At 33.3% G+C, this 14,862-nt stretch carries 18 protein-coding genes; 13 read left to right on the plus strand and 5 right to left on the minus strand.

All coding sequences use genetic code 11. From position 1 onward, the window contains the following. The first annotated feature begins 98 nt into the window (after positions 1-98). The 3 genes from tpiA (at position 99) to B4I81_RS09160 (ending at position 1,564) form a co-directional block, all read left to right on the plus strand. Positions 99-848: a triose-phosphate isomerase gene (tpiA, locus tag B4I81_RS09150; protein ID WP_291109890.1), complete on the plus strand. Its 750-nt coding sequence runs from the start codon at positions 99-101 to the stop codon at positions 846-848. A gap of 136 nt (positions 849-984) precedes the next feature. Further along, positions 985-1,377 (plus strand): DUF1801 domain-containing protein, encoded by a 393-nt coding sequence (locus B4I81_RS09155; RefSeq protein WP_291109892.1) that lies wholly within the window; start codon positions 985-987, stop codon positions 1,375-1,377. Between the two features lie 16 nt (positions 1,378-1,393). Next, positions 1,394-1,564 carry a hypothetical protein gene (locus B4I81_RS09160; RefSeq protein WP_291109895.1) on the plus strand — a complete coding sequence of 57 codons (171 nt, stop codon included), beginning with the start codon at positions 1,394-1,396 and terminating at the stop codon, positions 1,562-1,564. A gap of 71 nt (positions 1,565-1,635) precedes the next feature. Here the strand turns inward: B4I81_RS09160 and rho are convergent, their stop codons facing one another. Then, positions 1,636-3,414, minus strand: coding sequence for a transcription termination factor Rho (gene rho, locus B4I81_RS09165; protein ID WP_291109898.1), 1,779 nt, complete (start codon positions 3,412-3,414; stop codon positions 1,636-1,638). 185 nt (positions 3,415-3,599) lie between these two features. Between rho and B4I81_RS09170 the strand changes: the two genes are divergently transcribed. Further along, complete coding sequence (locus B4I81_RS09170) at positions 3,600-4,010, plus strand: DUF4293 domain-containing protein (RefSeq protein ID WP_291109900.1); 411 nt, start codon at positions 3,600-3,602, stop codon at positions 4,008-4,010. A 119-nt stretch (positions 4,011-4,129) separates the two neighbouring features. On the opposite strand, the gene B4I81_RS09175 is transcribed toward B4I81_RS09170, so the two are convergent. Then, positions 4,130-4,624, minus strand: coding sequence for a metallophosphoesterase family protein (locus B4I81_RS09175; protein WP_291109902.1), 495 nt, complete (start codon positions 4,622-4,624; stop codon positions 4,130-4,132). 118 nt (positions 4,625-4,742) lie between these two features. Here B4I81_RS09175 and truA point away from each other — a divergent pair, with 118 nt between their 5' ends. From truA to B4I81_RS09220, 9 genes are all read left to right on the plus strand, one after another. Continuing rightward, positions 4,743-5,477 (plus strand): tRNA pseudouridine(38-40) synthase TruA, encoded by a 735-nt coding sequence (gene truA / locus B4I81_RS09180; protein WP_291109905.1) that lies wholly within the window; start codon positions 4,743-4,745, stop codon positions 5,475-5,477. 16 nt (positions 5,478-5,493) lie between these two features. Next, positions 5,494-7,314, plus strand: a complete 1,821-nt coding sequence (locus tag B4I81_RS09185; protein WP_291109908.1) for an ABC transporter ATP-binding protein — start codon at positions 5,494-5,496, stop codon at positions 7,312-7,314. A 406-nt stretch (positions 7,315-7,720) separates the two neighbouring features. Further along, positions 7,721-9,109 (plus strand): dihydrolipoyl dehydrogenase, encoded by a 1,389-nt coding sequence (gene lpdA / locus B4I81_RS09190; RefSeq protein WP_291109910.1) that lies wholly within the window; start codon positions 7,721-7,723, stop codon positions 9,107-9,109. A gap of 151 nt (positions 9,110-9,260) precedes the next feature. Further along, a complete protein-coding gene (locus tag B4I81_RS09195) occupies positions 9,261-9,602 on the plus strand; it encodes a hypothetical protein (protein WP_291109912.1) in 342 nt (113 codons plus the stop codon). 27 nt (positions 9,603-9,629) lie between these two features. Further along, positions 9,630-10,019, plus strand: a complete 390-nt coding sequence (locus tag B4I81_RS09200; RefSeq protein ID WP_026724976.1) for a hypothetical protein — start codon at positions 9,630-9,632, stop codon at positions 10,017-10,019. A gap of 87 nt (positions 10,020-10,106) precedes the next feature. After that, positions 10,107-10,676, plus strand: a complete 570-nt coding sequence (locus tag B4I81_RS09205; RefSeq protein ID WP_291109916.1) for a hypothetical protein — start codon at positions 10,107-10,109, stop codon at positions 10,674-10,676. Positions 10,677-10,783: 107 nt separating this feature from the next. Then, positions 10,784-11,569, plus strand: coding sequence for an MlaE family ABC transporter permease (locus tag B4I81_RS09210; RefSeq protein WP_291109918.1), 786 nt, complete (start codon positions 10,784-10,786; stop codon positions 11,567-11,569). Between the two features lie 2 nt (positions 11,570-11,571). Beyond that, on the plus strand, positions 11,572-12,318 hold the full coding sequence (locus B4I81_RS09215) for an ABC transporter ATP-binding protein (RefSeq protein WP_291109920.1): 747 nt from the start codon (positions 11,572-11,574) through the stop codon (positions 12,316-12,318). A gap of 8 nt (positions 12,319-12,326) precedes the next feature. Next, positions 12,327-13,304, plus strand: coding sequence for an MlaD family protein (locus tag B4I81_RS09220; protein WP_291109922.1), 978 nt, complete (start codon positions 12,327-12,329; stop codon positions 13,302-13,304). Positions 13,305-13,348: 44 nt separating this feature from the next. On the opposite strand, the gene B4I81_RS09225 is transcribed toward B4I81_RS09220, so the two are convergent. Genes B4I81_RS09225 through B4I81_RS09235 form a run of 3 tightly spaced genes read right to left on the minus strand, consistent with a single transcriptional unit; the run spans position 13,349 to position 14,815 of the window. Beyond that, complete coding sequence (locus tag B4I81_RS09225; protein ID WP_291109924.1) at positions 13,349-13,771, minus strand: hypothetical protein; 423 nt, start codon at positions 13,769-13,771, stop codon at positions 13,349-13,351. Positions 13,772-13,831: 60 nt separating this feature from the next. Further along, positions 13,832-14,515 (minus strand): (d)CMP kinase, encoded by a 684-nt coding sequence (cmk, locus tag B4I81_RS09230; RefSeq protein WP_291109926.1) that lies wholly within the window; start codon positions 14,513-14,515, stop codon positions 13,832-13,834. Positions 14,516-14,536: 21 nt separating this feature from the next. Continuing rightward, positions 14,537-14,815: a hypothetical protein gene (locus B4I81_RS09235; RefSeq protein ID WP_291109928.1), complete on the minus strand. Its 279-nt coding sequence runs from the start codon at positions 14,813-14,815 to the stop codon at positions 14,537-14,539. Positions 14,816-14,862: the final 47 nt, after the last annotated feature.

Genomic DNA, 14,862 nt, shown 5'->3' on the forward strand with positions numbered 1-14,862 from the left:
CGCAAACCTTTGCGTAAATTTATTACAATGAGGTGACCAAAAAATACTAATTAAACAAACAAATTAGTACTTTTGAAATTATTAAAAATGAAATTTCAATGAGAAAAAATATCGTTGCCGGAAACTGGAAAATGCACAAAACGCAAAAAGAGACCGTTGCATTATTAGAAGAGATTATTGCAAAAAAAACAAATACAACTACTGAAATTATTGTAGCTCCAACGTTTGTCAACCTATCAAAAGCAGTTGAGATTACGAATGGAAAAGGAATTACAGTGGCCGCACAAAACATGCACCAAGCAGAAGGTGGTGCTTTCACAGGCGAAATTGCAGCTTCTATGTTAACTGATATCGGCGTAACAACTGTAATCATAGGTCACAGCGAAAGACGTGCTTATTTTCATGAAACCGATGCTTTATTAGCTAGTAAAGTGGATACTGCGCTAAAACATGAAATGCGTATTATTTTCTGCTTTGGTGAAGAATTGAAAGACCGCCAAGCCAACAATCATTTTAATATTGTTGAAAATCAACTTCGTGATGGATTATTTCATTTAGAGAAGAAAGATTGGGCGAATATTGTATTGGCTTACGAACCTGTTTGGGCGATTGGAACAGGCGAAACGGCTTCTCCTGAACAAGCGCAAGAAATGCATAAATTCATCCGATCATTAGTTGAAAAAGTATACGGCTTTGACATTGCAGACAACTTAACTATTTTATATGGCGGAAGCGTAAAACCTGATAATGCTAAAGAAATTTTCTCTAAACCTGATGTAGATGGTGGTTTAATTGGTGGTGCTGCTTTAAAAGCTGATGACTTTTTGGCTATTGTGAATGGGTTTTAATTTTTTTGGAACACAGATAACGCAGATTTAACGGATTTTCACCGATCTTTTAAATGTGTTATTTCAAAATAAAACTATTATTAAACTCCGAGACTTCTCGGAGTTTTTTATTACATTTGGTTGAAACAATAGTTTTATGAATTTAGATATTCAGACATATAACAACTCGCAATCTACAGAAGATAAGCTAATTTGTGATGCATTAGCGGAACAAATCAACTTACATTTACCAGAAGCAGAAAATAAAATTTGGCATGCCCATCCGGTTTGGTTTTTAGAGGGAAATCCAATTGTAGGTTACAGCAAACAAAAGAAAGGCATTAGATTGATGTTTTGGAGCGGAAAGTCATTTGAAGAAACTAAACTCAATGTTTTAGGAGTAAAATTTCAAGATGCTTCTATTTTTTATAATTCGGTTAACGAAATCGACACAACCAATTTAAAAACTTGGCTTCAAAAAGCAAAAGAAATTCAGTGGGATTACAAGAATATTGTAAAGCGAAAAGGAGTTTTAGAAAGGTTGAAGTAATGAAATATAATTAAAAATGAGATTCGAAGATTTTTCAGATATTGGAGGCTTTCTTTGGTGGTTGTTGATTAAATTTTGTAAAACAAAGTTAGAAGAGGAACAAATAAAAGAAAGATGGTCTAGAAATATTATTTTTCTACTTTTCATTACTTATTTGGTTGCTTATATAACTATCAAATTATTCTAGATAGCATATTAGAAAGAACTCATTTGCAAAACCCCATAAAAAAACTCCGATTTTCATCGGAGTTTCTGTTTTTATTCATTCATCGAAATTAAGAATTCTTCGTTGTTTCTGGTTTTCTTGAAACGGTCGTGGATGAAATCCATAGCTTCTACTGGGTTCATATCAGCTAAGTATTTGCGCATAATCCACATTCTTTGAATGGTATTTTCGTCCAATAATAAATCATCACGACGCGTACTTGAAGAAACCAAATCGATCGCAGGGAAAATACGTTTGTTGGCAATTCTTCTGTCCAACTGTAATTCCATGTTACCTGTTCCTTTGAATTCTTCGAAGATAACTTCGTCCATTTTAGAACCGGTTTCTGTTAATGCTGTTGCAATGATACTTAACGAACCTCCATTTTCTACATTACGAGCCGCTCCAAAGAAACGTTTTGGTTTTTGTAACGCATTTGCATCAACACCACCACTCAATACTTTTCCAGATGCTGGTTGAACTGTATTGTATGCTCTTGCTAAACGTGTAATCGAGTCTAATAAAATCACTACATCGTGACCACATTCTACTAAACGTTTTGCTTTTTCTAAAACTATATTGGCAATCTTAACGTGCTCTTGTGGCTCTCTATCGAAAGTTGAAGCAATTACTTCACCACGTACGCTACGTTGCATATCGGTTACCTCTTCTGGACGTTCATCAATTAATAAAACAATTAAATAAACTTCAGGATGATTGGCAGCAATAGCATTCGCCACATCTTTTAACAACATCGTTTTTCCCGTTTTTGGTTGGGCTACAATCATACCACGTTGTCCTTTTCCAATAGGAGAAAACAAATCAATAATACGAGTCGAAATGGTACTACTACGTTCTGCTAAATTGAATTTTTCTTTTGGGAATATTGGCGTTAAATGATCAAAAGCAATTCTATCACGCACTACTTGTGGGTCATGTCCATTGATTTTTAATACTTTTACTAATGGAAAATATTTTTCACCTTCTTTCGGTGGACGCACTACTCCTTTTACGGTATCCCCTGTTTTTAATCCGAACAAACGAATTTGAGACGTTGATAAATAAATATCATCTGGTGAAGCTAAATAGTTGTAATCTGACGAACGCAAAAATCCATAACCATCTGGCATCATTTCTAAAACGCCTTCACTTTCAATAATTCCATCGAACTCATAATCAGGTTCTCTGAAGTTTTGCTTTTTGTTTGGATGCTGGTTTTGATTTTTATTAACGTTCCCATTAGTACCATTTGTAGCTTCAGTTGCAACGTTCTTTTTATAATCAGGATGGTTGGGATTATTTTGATTGGCCTTGTAATTTGGATTTTTAGGCTGTGTCTTTTCTTTTGGAGTAGTTTCGGTGGCAACAGCTTCGGTAGTTGCTTTTTCTTCTGAAGTAGTTACTTCTTTTTTTGTATCGGGTAAAGATTGTTTATTTTTAAACTCTTTACGAGGTAACTTCTCATTACGTTTTGGAGCTAGCTCTCTATTTTCTGTAACTTTAATTTCTTCTTCAACTTTTTCAGTTGTAACCGGAATAATTTCTTCTGGTAAATCTTTCAAAGGTTTCGAAAACAAATCTTTTTTGATTTTTGGCGCTTGGCTAACTTCTTTTTTAGGAACAATTCGCGCTCTTTTTTCTTTAGGCTTTTCAGCTGTTGATTCAGGAGCTAAATCTGATTTAATAACTTCTGGTTTTGCTGCTTGCAAATCTAAAATCATGTATACCAAATCGTCTTTTTTTAAGGAGCGGTATTTATTGATTTTAGCTACTTTTGCAATCTCTTGCAAATCAGAGAGTTTCATCTCCTTTAATACTTCAATATCAAACATGGATATAATTTGAATAAAATTGTTGATTGAGTTAAAATAAAAAAATGATAGATTTTTTTTGAAGTGTAAGGTGTCGTAGAATGAAGTACTTACGACTAATACAGTGCAATAATACGAATAAATTTGAATATAGCAATAGTTTTTATTGAAAAGAAATACTATTTTTGTTCCATAAATACATCGAAATGATACAAAGAATTCAAACGGTTTACATGGCTATCAGCGCAATTGCGATGGGCGCTTTGCCTTTTGTGTTTTCTTTATGGACAACAACCGATAAAAAAGAAGTGTTTTTTACCTCTTCTTTATTATATATAGTGTTTTTTGTAGTATCAGCTTTATTAGCAATTTTTAGTATAATCAATTTTAAAAAGAGACAACATCAATTTGTTTTAAACAGATTGAACATGATATTTAACTTTATTTTACTAGGATTTTTTGTGTATCGCTCGCTAAACTTATCCGGAGAAACTCAAGTTTCTGAGAAGGGTATTGGGATGTTTCTTCCTGCAATTTCTATCGTTTTATTAGTCTTGGCCAACAAGGCAATAAAAAAGGACGAAGATCTCGTAAAATCTGTTGATCGATTACGATAAACCTATCATTTTAGTTTATTAGTGCGTTAAAAATCCGATTCGAAAGTTTCGGATTTTTTTTGTTTTATAATTGAACAGATGAACAACGAATGTTGAATAACGAATTTTGAAGTTTTAAACTACTTTTTACCAAGCTCAATCACTTCCAAACTCTGGATTTTATCGCCATCGATTTCAAAACGCAACATGGTTCTAACTTGATGAAAACCATATTTTCCACAAGCTCCTGGATTCATGTGTAATAAATTCAACTTCTTATCAAATTGTACTTTTAATATGTGAGAATGACCGCATATAAATAATTTCGGAGGATTCTTTGTGATTTCGGCACGAATTGCTTGATTGTATTTATTGGGATAACCGCCAATATGTGTCATCCAAACATCTACACCTTCACAGAAAAATCGATTGTTTAATGGAAATTCTAAACGTGCTTTTTCATCGTCGATGTTTCCGTAAACAGCGCGAAGTGGTTTTAGTTTTTTAATTGTGTCAGTGACTTCTAAATTCCCAATATCGCCCGCGTGCCAAACTTCATCGGCTTGGTTGACGTATTTCAAAATGGCATCATCAATGTGACTGTGCGTATCGGATAACAAAAGAATTTTCTTCATAAGACAAAATTAAGTTTTTATTATTAATATTTGAAATTGTCATTGCCTTTGAATTTTGTAAATTTGCAAGCTATCCAGAAAAACTGAACACTAATTACTGAACACTGACCACTATATTTTGAGATATTTCATAGAATTTGCCTACAACGGAAAAAACTTCCACGGATTTCAGAGTCAGCCTGACGCCGCTTCGATACAGGAAACTTTGGAAAAGGCGCTTTCTACCCTTTTCAGAGAAACTATCGCCATTGTAGGTGCCGGAAGAACCGATTCGGGCGTGCATGCTAAACAAATGTATGCGCATTTTGATACCGAATTGGAATTGGATTCCGACTATTGGTCACACAAATTGAATTCATTTTTACCGCCGTCGATTGTAGTGTATCGAATTTTTAAAGTAGCTGATGATGCGCATGCGCGTTTTGATGCGAGTTCGAGAACTTACGAATATTACATGCACACATTTAAAGATGCGTTTATTACCGATGGAAGTTGGTATCATTCGCATCATTTGGATTTGGAGAAAATGAATGAAGCATGCAAAATTTTATTCGAATACATTGATTTTGAGTGTTTTTCGAAAGTACATACCGATGTGAATACGTTTAATTGTAAAATTTCGGAAGCGCATTGGAAACAATCAGGAAATCAGCTTATCTTTACCATCACCGCCGATCGATTTTTGCGTAATATGGTGAGAGCGATTGTGGGAACTATGGTAAACATCGGTTTAGGCAAAATAGAAGTTGCTGATTTAAGAACGATTATCGAAAGCAAAAGCAGAGGAAAAGCCGGATTTTCAGTTCCAGCACACGGATTGTATTTGGTAAATGTGACATATCCATACATATAAGAAAGAGAAAAAATTAATGAGTAAAACAAAAAAATCGTCGTTTAATAAATTGCTAGTTTATGCAAAACCGCACCAAGGAAAGTTATTCTTTGTGTGTTTTTGGGCTGTAACCTTAGCGATTATTAGTGCTTTTAGACCATTTTTGTTGAATTTTACGATTGATAATTATCTAATTGAAGTTAAAAAAGAAACAAACGTAATTCAGCAATATTTTGAAGGTTTGATGCTTTCCATTTTCCCTGGAAACGATAATTTCTCTAATCTTAAAATATTAGTAGTTATAATGTTTGTGGCGCTTTTACTTGAAGCAATTTCTCAATTTTACTTCAGTTACATATCGAACTGGCTAGGACAAGATGTAATTAAAGATTTACGAAATAAACTTTACGACCATATCAATTCATTCAAAATGAAGTATTTTGATAATGAACCGGTTGGGAAATTAGTAACGCGTTCGGTTTCCGATATCGAATCCATTGCAAGTATCTTCAGTCAAGGATTGTTTATGATTATCAGTGATGTTTTAAAAATGATTATTGTTATCATTTTTATGCTGATTGTAAATTGGAAAATCACAGGAATTGTTTTGGTTATCATGCCGATTATCCTAATTGCAACGAACATTTTTAATAGAAAAATGAAGGGTGCTTTTAACGAAGTTCGAAACGAAGTAGCTAACTTAAATACCTTTGTTCAAGAGCGATTAACCGGAATGAAAATCGTACAATTATTTAATAGAGAAGCAATTGAATTAGAAAAGTTCAAAGAAATCAACCAGAAACACAATGTAGCTTGGTTGAAAAACATTTTGTACAACTCCATCTTCTTCCCCATTGCTGATATTATTTCAAACATTAGTATTGGATTGGTTGTGTATTTTGGTGCTTTGTGGATTATTAACGGAGATGCAGACACATCAATTGGGCAATTAGTTGCTTTTAATATGTATATTTCAATGCTTTATAACCCATTGCGTCAAATTGCTGATAAATTCAACGTGATGCAAATGGGAATAGTTGCCGCTGATAGAGTGTTTGAAATTTTAGAAAAAGATGATGATGTTCAAGATAACGGAACAGTTGAAGCGACGCATTTTAAAGGATTTATTCAATTGAAAGACGTTCGTTTTAGTTATATTAAAGATGAAGAAGTTTTAAAAGGCATCAATTTAGAAGTTCAACCTGGTGAAACCATTGCTATTGTTGGAAGTACGGGTGCTGGAAAATCGACCATTATCAATTTATTGAATCGTTTTTATGAAATTGATTCAGGTGAAATAACAATTGACAATCAAAATATTAAAAATTACACTTTAGAAAGTCTTCGCAAGCAAATTGCTATTGTATTGCAAGATGTTTTCTTATTTGCTGATACTATTTACAACAATATTACACTACATAACGAAGCGATTACTCGAGAAGATGTCATTACAGCCGCTAAAAAAATTGGTGTGCACGATTTCATCATGTCACTACCTGAAGGCTACGATTACAACGTAAAAGAACGCGGTGTGATGCTATCTTCGGGCCAACGCCAATTGATTGCCTTTTTGAGAGCCTACGTAAGTAATCCAAGTATTTTGATTTTGGATGAAGCGACTTCGTCAATCGATACACATTCCGAAGAATTGATTCAAAAAGCTACTGAAACCATTACAAAAGATAGAACTTCTATCGTAATCGCCCACCGATTAGCAACCGTTATCAACGCGAGTAAAATCATCGTAATGGTTAAAGGGCAAATCGTAGAATTCGGAACACATAGCGAATTGGTGAATAAGCCAAATGGTTATTATAAGAAATTGTACGATTCGCAGTTTGCAGTTGAAGTTGAATAGTTACGAGTTTCAGGTTTCAGGTTTCAAGTTATACGCAACGTTTGTCATGCTGTAAAGCATCTCTTGAAATAGTGATGAGTTTTTAGAACGCAGATAACACGGATTGAACGGATAATCGCAGATTCTTTTTGTGTTCCTTATGCTTTTGAGTCCTTTGTGGTTAATTGTTACACAGAGATTCGCCGAGATATTTTTGAATTACTTTGTTTTGAGAGAGATTCACAGAGACGTTACACTTTTATACTTGAAATTGAATTTGACCTTGAACTTGAATATAAATCACAGATTTCTTTGCGTTTCTTTGCGTAAAACTTTGCGTCCCGAAATTTCGGGATTTGCGTTTAAACTTTTAAAATAATTCCTTAAATTCGCAACTTATAAATAAAACTGAAATACTTTATAAAAAATGAAATACGATATCATAGTTTTAGGAAGTGGTCCTGGTGGTTATGTAACTGCTATTAGAGCATCACAATTAGGCTTCAAAGTAGCCGTTATCGAAAAAGAAAATTTGGGTGGAATTTGTTTGAATTGGGGTTGTATTCCAACGAAAGCATTATTAAAATCAGCTCAAGTTTTTGATTACCTAAAACATGCTTCAGATTACGGATTAACCGTTAAAGAATTTGATAAAGACTTCAATGCTGTAATTGCACGTTCGCGTTCGGTTGCAGAAGGAATGAGCAAAGGAGTTCAATTCTTAATGAAGAAAAATAAAATCGACGTTATTGATGGTTTTGGAAAAGTAAAACCAGGTAAAAAAGTAGATGTAACAGCTGCTGACGGAAAAGTTACTGAATATTCAGCAGATCATATCATCATTGCAACAGGAGCACGTTCTCGCGAATTACCAAACTTACCTCAAGATGGTAAAAAAGTAATCGGATACCGCCAAGCGATGACATTACCAGAGCAACCAAAGAAAATGATTGTTGTGGGTTCTGGTGCGATTGGAGTTGAGTTTGCTCATTTCTATAACGCAATGGGAACTGAAGTTACGATTGTAGAATTCATGCCTAATATTGTTCCAGTGGAAGACGAAGACATCTCAAAACAATTTGAGCGTTCGTTGAAAAAAGCAGGAATCAACGTAATGACAAATTCTTCTGTGGAACGAATTGATACTTCTGGAAACGGAGTAAAAGCATTCGTTAAAACGGCTAAAGGAGAAGAAGTTTTAGAAGCCGATATTTTATTATCAGCGGTTGGAATTAAAACCAACATCGAAAACATCGGATTAGAAGAAACGGGTATTGCTACCGATAGAGATAAAATCTTAGTTAACGCTTATTACCAAACAAACGTTCCAGGTTACTACGCTATTGGTGATGTAACGCCAGGACAAGCTTTAGCACACGTGGCTTCGGCTGAAGGTATTTTATGTGTGGAAAAAATTGCAGGAATGCATGTTGAACCATTAGATTATGGAAACATTCCAGGTTGTACGTATGCTACTCCAGAGATTGCTTCTGTAGGTTTAACAGAAAAAGCAGCAAAAGAAAAAGGATACGAAATCAAAGTGGGTAAATTCCCATTCTCAGCTTCTGGAAAAGCAAAAGCGGCTGGAACTCCAGATGGATTTGTAAAAGTAATTTTTGATGCGAAATACGGTGAATGGTTAGGTTGCCACATGATTGGTGCCGGCGTTACCGATATGATTGCAGAAGCAGTTGTAGCTCGTAAATTAGAAACTACAGGACATGAAATCTTAAAAGCAGTTCACCCTCACCCTACTATGAGTGAAGCGGTTATGGAAGCTGTGGCTGATGCTTACGGTGAAGTGATTCACTTGTAGTCTTTAGAATACAGAAAATAGATTTTAGATAATAGATTAAATCCGATTTGTGAAAGCAGATCGGATTTTTTTGTTGATAACTTGGAAAGAGTTTGTAGGAAAAATTGATTATATTTGAAACTAATTAGTTGATATAACCATATTAGAAAAAATGACTAATAAAGAAATCATAATTCTTTGCCTAGTAATAGTTTACATAACTACAGCTCTCATACTTTTAATAACTGCTTACGTAAAATATAAAGTATTTTTAGAATTAAAACGAAAGATAGAACCAGAATATGTTGAAAATCTTGGTGGTCTTTGGGTTAATGATGGCGGAGGTTGGTTCGCTGGGACATTTCAATTCAGGACACCTTTACCCATAGAAGACAAATCAAATGATGAAAGTATTAAAAAGGCAGTTTCTGAACATAATAAAATAATAACTTATTACTGGATTTGGATGATTTCAATATTACCAGTTGGTTTATTAGTAAAATTATTGGTTTAAATCCAGAGAAAAAAAGATTTAATAAGAATGAAAAACATCTCAAGAATTATATCAATAATATCCTATTTAATTATAATTCTCGCTGGAGAAATGATTGGAATTCCATTCATTCTGTGGTTATTTTTTACAATCTTTGATTTTGGAAATATTGACCAAATTTTCGCAATATTTGGGGTTTTAGGAGTAGGATTAAATTTTTCAAAGTGGAAAAATAAAATTCTAATTACAATTATTAGTTTTATTTTAATGCTGTCCCCTATAATTGCAAGAATGTCACAAGTTGAAATTGAAAAATTTGATTATTTAGCATTTCAAATTCCTTTAACATTTTTTATAGTTTCATATTTACTATTCATAATTATAAACATTAAAGAAAAACTATTACCTACAACAGTTTCAAGCAAATTCTCAAAATGAAGTAAATTCACTTTTCTTGTATAAAAAATATTCCATTACGAAGAAACTCATTTCTTAAATCCATAAAACTATATAAATAACCAACAAATGGAAACATTAGGTCACTTTATCTTTGAGCTTTTAAAAATTACTATTTTAGGCTTTATTTACGCTACAATATTATATTATATCTTTAAATTAATTCCAGAAAATAAAAAACCTGAGTGGATTAAAAGTTGGTTAAAAACCAAAAAAAGACTTTGGTTATCTATTTCATTATTTCTCTTATTTTATATGTTTACACCTTATGGTGATCATGGACTGGGAGATAGTGCAAGAATTCCAATTAGCTTTACAAAAGAAATATGCAATATTAACTGGACAAAATATGCTCAATTAGATAAGGTAAAAAGTAGAGAAGACAATGATATTTATTTAACACGATTTAAAAAAGTAAACAACATTTTGTGTGGTAATTTAGATAGTGATTTTTACGATTATCAAAACTCTTACTTTGTATATGATATTGATTCTGAAAAGTTAGAAGAATTTCAAACCGAAAACGATTACAATAAATTTGCTGAAAGTAAAAAACTTCCAAAATCTAATGAATTGAAAAGCTTTGAAGATAATTATCAAGATTATTGGAGCGGTTGGAGATTTTTTTTGTTACCATAATTAGAAAATCCAACTCCACCAAACTCCTATTTTTTACTACAAATCTTACAAATATCATGTTTTATCTGACTAAAAATCACTACATTTGGTTGTAATTATGGTGCTTCATGAAAAAATATTTCGACAATCTTACTGAAGCTTTACAAAACTTCCTCATCGAAGTGGGCGAACTCTCCTACTTTGCAGGGCGTTTTTTCAAAGAATTTTGGAAACCGCCTTACGAATTCAAAGAACTCTTACGTCAGTGTTTTTATATTGGAAATCGTTCCTTATTGTTGGTAAGTGTTACGGGTTTTATCATTGGTTTGGTATTTACACTACAATCGCGCCCTACGTTGCAGGAATTTGGTGCTGTTTCATGGATGGCGTCTATGGTGAGTGTTTCCATTATTCGTGAAATTGGTCCCATCATCACAGCTTTAATTTGCGCTGGAAGAATTGGCTCAGGTATTGGAGCTGAATTAGGTTCTATGAAAGTAACCGAGCAAATTGATGCTATGGAAGTTTCGGGAACCAATCCCTTCAAATATTTAGTCATTACACGAATTTTAGCGACTACCTTGATGTTGCCGTTACTCGTAATCTTAGGGGATTTCATTGCGATTTACGGTTCGTATTTAGTAGAAAACATCAAAGGAAATGTGTCGTTTACCTTATATTTTAATCAGGTTTTTAATATTTTAGAATACAGCGATATTGTGCCGGCTACCATCAAAACCTTCTTTTTTGGGTTTGCAATTGGTTTAGTAGGTTGCTACAAAGGCTACAACTGTAAAAAAGGTACGGCTGGCGTAGGAAAAGCTGCCAATGCAGCGGTAGTTTATACTTCAATGTTGCTTTTTATTATTGACTTTGTAGCGGTTTTTGTAACGAACATTTTTTACGATTTATAACCATGACAACTCCAACTAAAAATGCGATTATTACCATCAAAGACTTGCACAAGCAATTTGGCAGCAATGTGGTTTTGAATGGTTTCAATTTGGAACTCTTTGAAGGAGAAAATTTAGTGGTAATGGGAAAATCGGGCTCGGGAAAATCGGTGATGATTAAATGTGTGATAGGCTTAGAGCAACCTGATAGCGGTTCGATTTTAGTCATGAATGAAGAAATCAACAAGCTAGAACAAGAAGATTTAGACGAATTACGTACGGAAATAGGCTTTTTATTTCAAGGAAGTGCGTTGTACGATTCGATGTCCGTTCGTGAGAATTTAGATTTTCCATTGCGTCGTCACACTAAAAAGTTTGGCGTTATTGAAGATACAACTCCTTTGGTTATGGAAGCCTTAGAAAGCGTAGGTTTAGCACATGCAATTGATTTGATGCCCAACGAACTTTCGGGAGGTATGAAACGACGAATTGCATTAGCCAGAACCTTGATTTTAAAACCCAAAATTATCTTATACGACGAACCCACAACTGGTTTAGACCCAATTACATCGAAAGAAATTGTACTTTTGATGAATTCGATACAAAAACAATACAACACCTCATCGATTATCATTACACATGATGTGGATTGTGCGAAAGTTATCGCCAATCGCATGATTTTATTGATAGACGGTGTGAATTATATAGAAGGAACGTTTGACGAATTAGCCAATTCAACCGATCCAAAAGTACAAGCATTTTTTAAATAGTTTTAGTAATGGAAAAATCAAATTCACAAAAAATACAACTCGGAATCTTTGTTATCATTGGAACATTAGTGTTCTTAGCCGCGATTTATTTTATTGGAAATAAGCAAAATATGTTTGGTAATACCTCACATTTGAAGGCTGTTTTTGTTAATGTGAATGGATTGCAACCAGGAAATAATGTTCGTTATGCCGGAATTGATATTGGTACGGTGAAAGAAATCGAAATGATTAACGATACGACTATTAGTGTTCATATGATTATTGATAACAAAATTATGGAACACATTAAAACAAATGCAATTGCTACGATAAGTTCGGATGGTTTGGTAGGCAACATGATTATCAATATTATTCCGGGAAAGGGAGCTGCTCCAAAAGTAAAAAATGGCGACACCATTCAATCCTATAGCCGAATTGGAACTGATGCGATGCTTGAGACATTAAATGTAACCAATGAGAATGCCGCCATGTTAACGGCTGATTTATTAAAAATTACTCAAGAAATCACACAAGGAAAAGGAACGGTTGGAATGTTGATTCGCGATACGATAATGTCGAAAAATCTTCAAAAAACGATGAATTATTTGCGCATTACGAGTAAAGGAACTTCGGAATCAGTGGCTAGTTTGAATAAGTTAATCAATGAATTAAATCGAAAAGACAATGTTATCGGTACTTTGAACGATACAGTTGTTGCGAATCGAATGAAAAAAATCGTGATTAATTTAGAAAAATCAAGTAATGAAATTAATAAAGTGGTAACCAATTTAAATGCCACCATTACCAATGTAAAAGATGGAAAAGGCGCTTTAAATTATCTTTCAAATGATCCAAAATTGGTAAAACAAATTGATTCGACCATAACCAATGTAAATAAAGCAAGCATTAAATTGAATGAAGATTTAGAGGCTTTGAAACATAATTTCTTGTTTAGAGGTTATTTTAAAAAACAAGAAAAAGAAAAAGCGAAAAAGAACATTAAATAAAAAAAGGCTGTCAAATTAAAATGACAGCCTTTTTTTTAAATCGTTTATCGATGATATTCGGTATAAAGTTCACCTGTAACACCGCTGTCGTTAATTAAAGTTTTTACTTTCATAAAAGTCTCATTTAAAACAACAACTTTAGATATTTGCCCATCAATTTCTAAATTATCATTAGTTTCATCATAAAAATAAACACCTGAATCCATAGCTGGATCAATTGGTGTCGTTTCAGAATAATTTATGGATGGAATGGATACTGTTAAATAAGCACTAATAATATTACTATCATAGGTGCCATCATTTTTAAACTCCATGGTTCCTTCAGAATCACCTTCTAAAGAGGCATTCATTCCTGTGTATTTAGCTTTTCCATACATTCTACCCAATTGCCATACTCCTTCGATGTTTGCAACTGTTTTGTCGCTATCTTCATCACTACTACAAGCATTTAAAAACAATAAAGACAAGGCTAAAAATGTTACTTTGAGAGATTTTTTTAAAAATTTCATAATGTTTAGTTTAGTTATTTACAATTTTTGATTTACTAATTTCAAGACCAATTCAAATTGCTCTTTTTTATTTAAACTTGAGTTATCTACTTCAATAGCATCGACTGCTTTAACTAAAGGAGAATCTTCTCTGTGGGTATCAATGTAATCGCGTTCTTCTACGTTTTGAAGTACGTCTTCAAAGGTGATATGTTGCCCTTTTTCTACTAATTCATCAAAACGACGTTGCGCTCTGGTTTTTGAACTTGCTGTCATGAATAATTTTAACTCGGCGTCAGGAAAAACAACAGTTCCAATGTCTCTCCCATCCATTACAATACCTTTGTCTTTACCCATAGCTTGTTGTTGCTCTACTAATTTGGCACGAACTTCTGAAATTTCCGCCACTTTACTAACCATTCGCGAAACTTCAATCGTTCTGATTTGAGTTTCTATATTTTCGTTATTCAAATACATTTCAGCAAATCCTAAATCAGGATTGAATTGAAAACGCAAATTAATATTCGGTAATTGCGCCACCAAACCTGCTGCATCTAAATGCGTTTCAGAAACCAAATTATGTTGCATCGCATAATAAGCCACTGCACGATACATCGCACCCGTATCTACATAAACGTAACCTAATGCTGCAGCCAATTGCTTAGCTAATGTACTTTTTCCTGTTGACGAAAAACCGTCTATTGCTATGGTAATTTTTTTCATATGTTGCCACGAATGCACGAATTATTTTTTAATATAAGTCGCTGAATTTTGTGTTTTTAAATTTTTAATAGTGATAAATTCATCCATAAAATACCTATTTCGATATTCTATAATTTCATAAATCGGTTCTCTGCTTAAAAAGATTGTGTCATTTTTTACAACCATATCATCGAAAGAAATCGCATCTCCAAACTCAAATGAATTCTTTTTGTAAATCTTCCAAGTTGAATCTCGCAAATCACTCTCGTCAACTTTACATGACAACATCAAAAAACAAAAAAATGGAATTAATAGTCTCATTCTTAAATTCTTTTCTTTTGTTTTTTAAACATATAAGATTCTGTGTT

This window comes from Flavobacterium sp. UBA6195 (genome assembly GCF_002422095.1).
Taxonomy (GTDB): domain Bacteria; phylum Bacteroidota; class Bacteroidia; order Flavobacteriales; family Flavobacteriaceae; genus Flavobacterium.

Coding starts and splice junctions, on each gene's coding strand:
- B4I81_RS09170 (WP_291109900.1), top strand. CDS start 3,600: ATGATACAAAGAATTCAAACGGTTTACATGGCTATCAGCGCAATTGCG.
- B4I81_RS09205 (WP_291109916.1), top strand. CDS start 10,107: ATGGAAACATTAGGTCACTTTATCTTTGAGCTTTTAAAAATTACTATT.
- B4I81_RS09155 (WP_291109892.1), top strand. CDS start 985: ATGAATTTAGATATTCAGACATATAACAACTCGCAATCTACAGAAGAT.
- rho (WP_291109898.1), bottom strand. CDS start 3,414: ATGTTTGATATTGAAGTATTAAAGGAGATGAAACTCTCTGATTTGCAA.
- B4I81_RS09220 (WP_291109922.1), top strand. CDS start 12,327: ATGGAAAAATCAAATTCACAAAAAATACAACTCGGAATCTTTGTTATC.
- B4I81_RS09185 (WP_291109908.1), top strand. CDS start 5,494: ATGAGTAAAACAAAAAAATCGTCGTTTAATAAATTGCTAGTTTATGCA.
- B4I81_RS09195 (WP_291109912.1), top strand. CDS start 9,261: ATGACTAATAAAGAAATCATAATTCTTTGCCTAGTAATAGTTTACATA.
- B4I81_RS09215 (WP_291109920.1), top strand. CDS start 11,572: ATGACAACTCCAACTAAAAATGCGATTATTACCATCAAAGACTTGCAC.
- B4I81_RS09235 (WP_291109928.1), bottom strand. CDS start 14,815: ATGAGACTATTAATTCCATTTTTTTGTTTTTTGATGTTGTCATGTAAA.
- tpiA (WP_291109890.1), top strand. CDS start 99: ATGAGAAAAAATATCGTTGCCGGAAACTGGAAAATGCACAAAACGCAA.
- B4I81_RS09200 (WP_026724976.1), top strand. CDS start 9,630: ATGAAAAACATCTCAAGAATTATATCAATAATATCCTATTTAATTATA.
- cmk (WP_291109926.1), bottom strand. CDS start 14,515: ATGAAAAAAATTACCATAGCAATAGACGGTTTTTCGTCAACAGGAAAA.
- B4I81_RS09160 (WP_291109895.1), top strand. CDS start 1,394: ATGAGATTCGAAGATTTTTCAGATATTGGAGGCTTTCTTTGGTGGTTG.
- B4I81_RS09175 (WP_291109902.1), bottom strand. CDS start 4,624: ATGAAGAAAATTCTTTTGTTATCCGATACGCACAGTCACATTGATGAT.
- lpdA (WP_291109910.1), top strand. CDS start 7,721: ATGAAATACGATATCATAGTTTTAGGAAGTGGTCCTGGTGGTTATGTA.
- B4I81_RS09210 (WP_291109918.1), top strand. CDS start 10,784: ATGAAAAAATATTTCGACAATCTTACTGAAGCTTTACAAAACTTCCTC.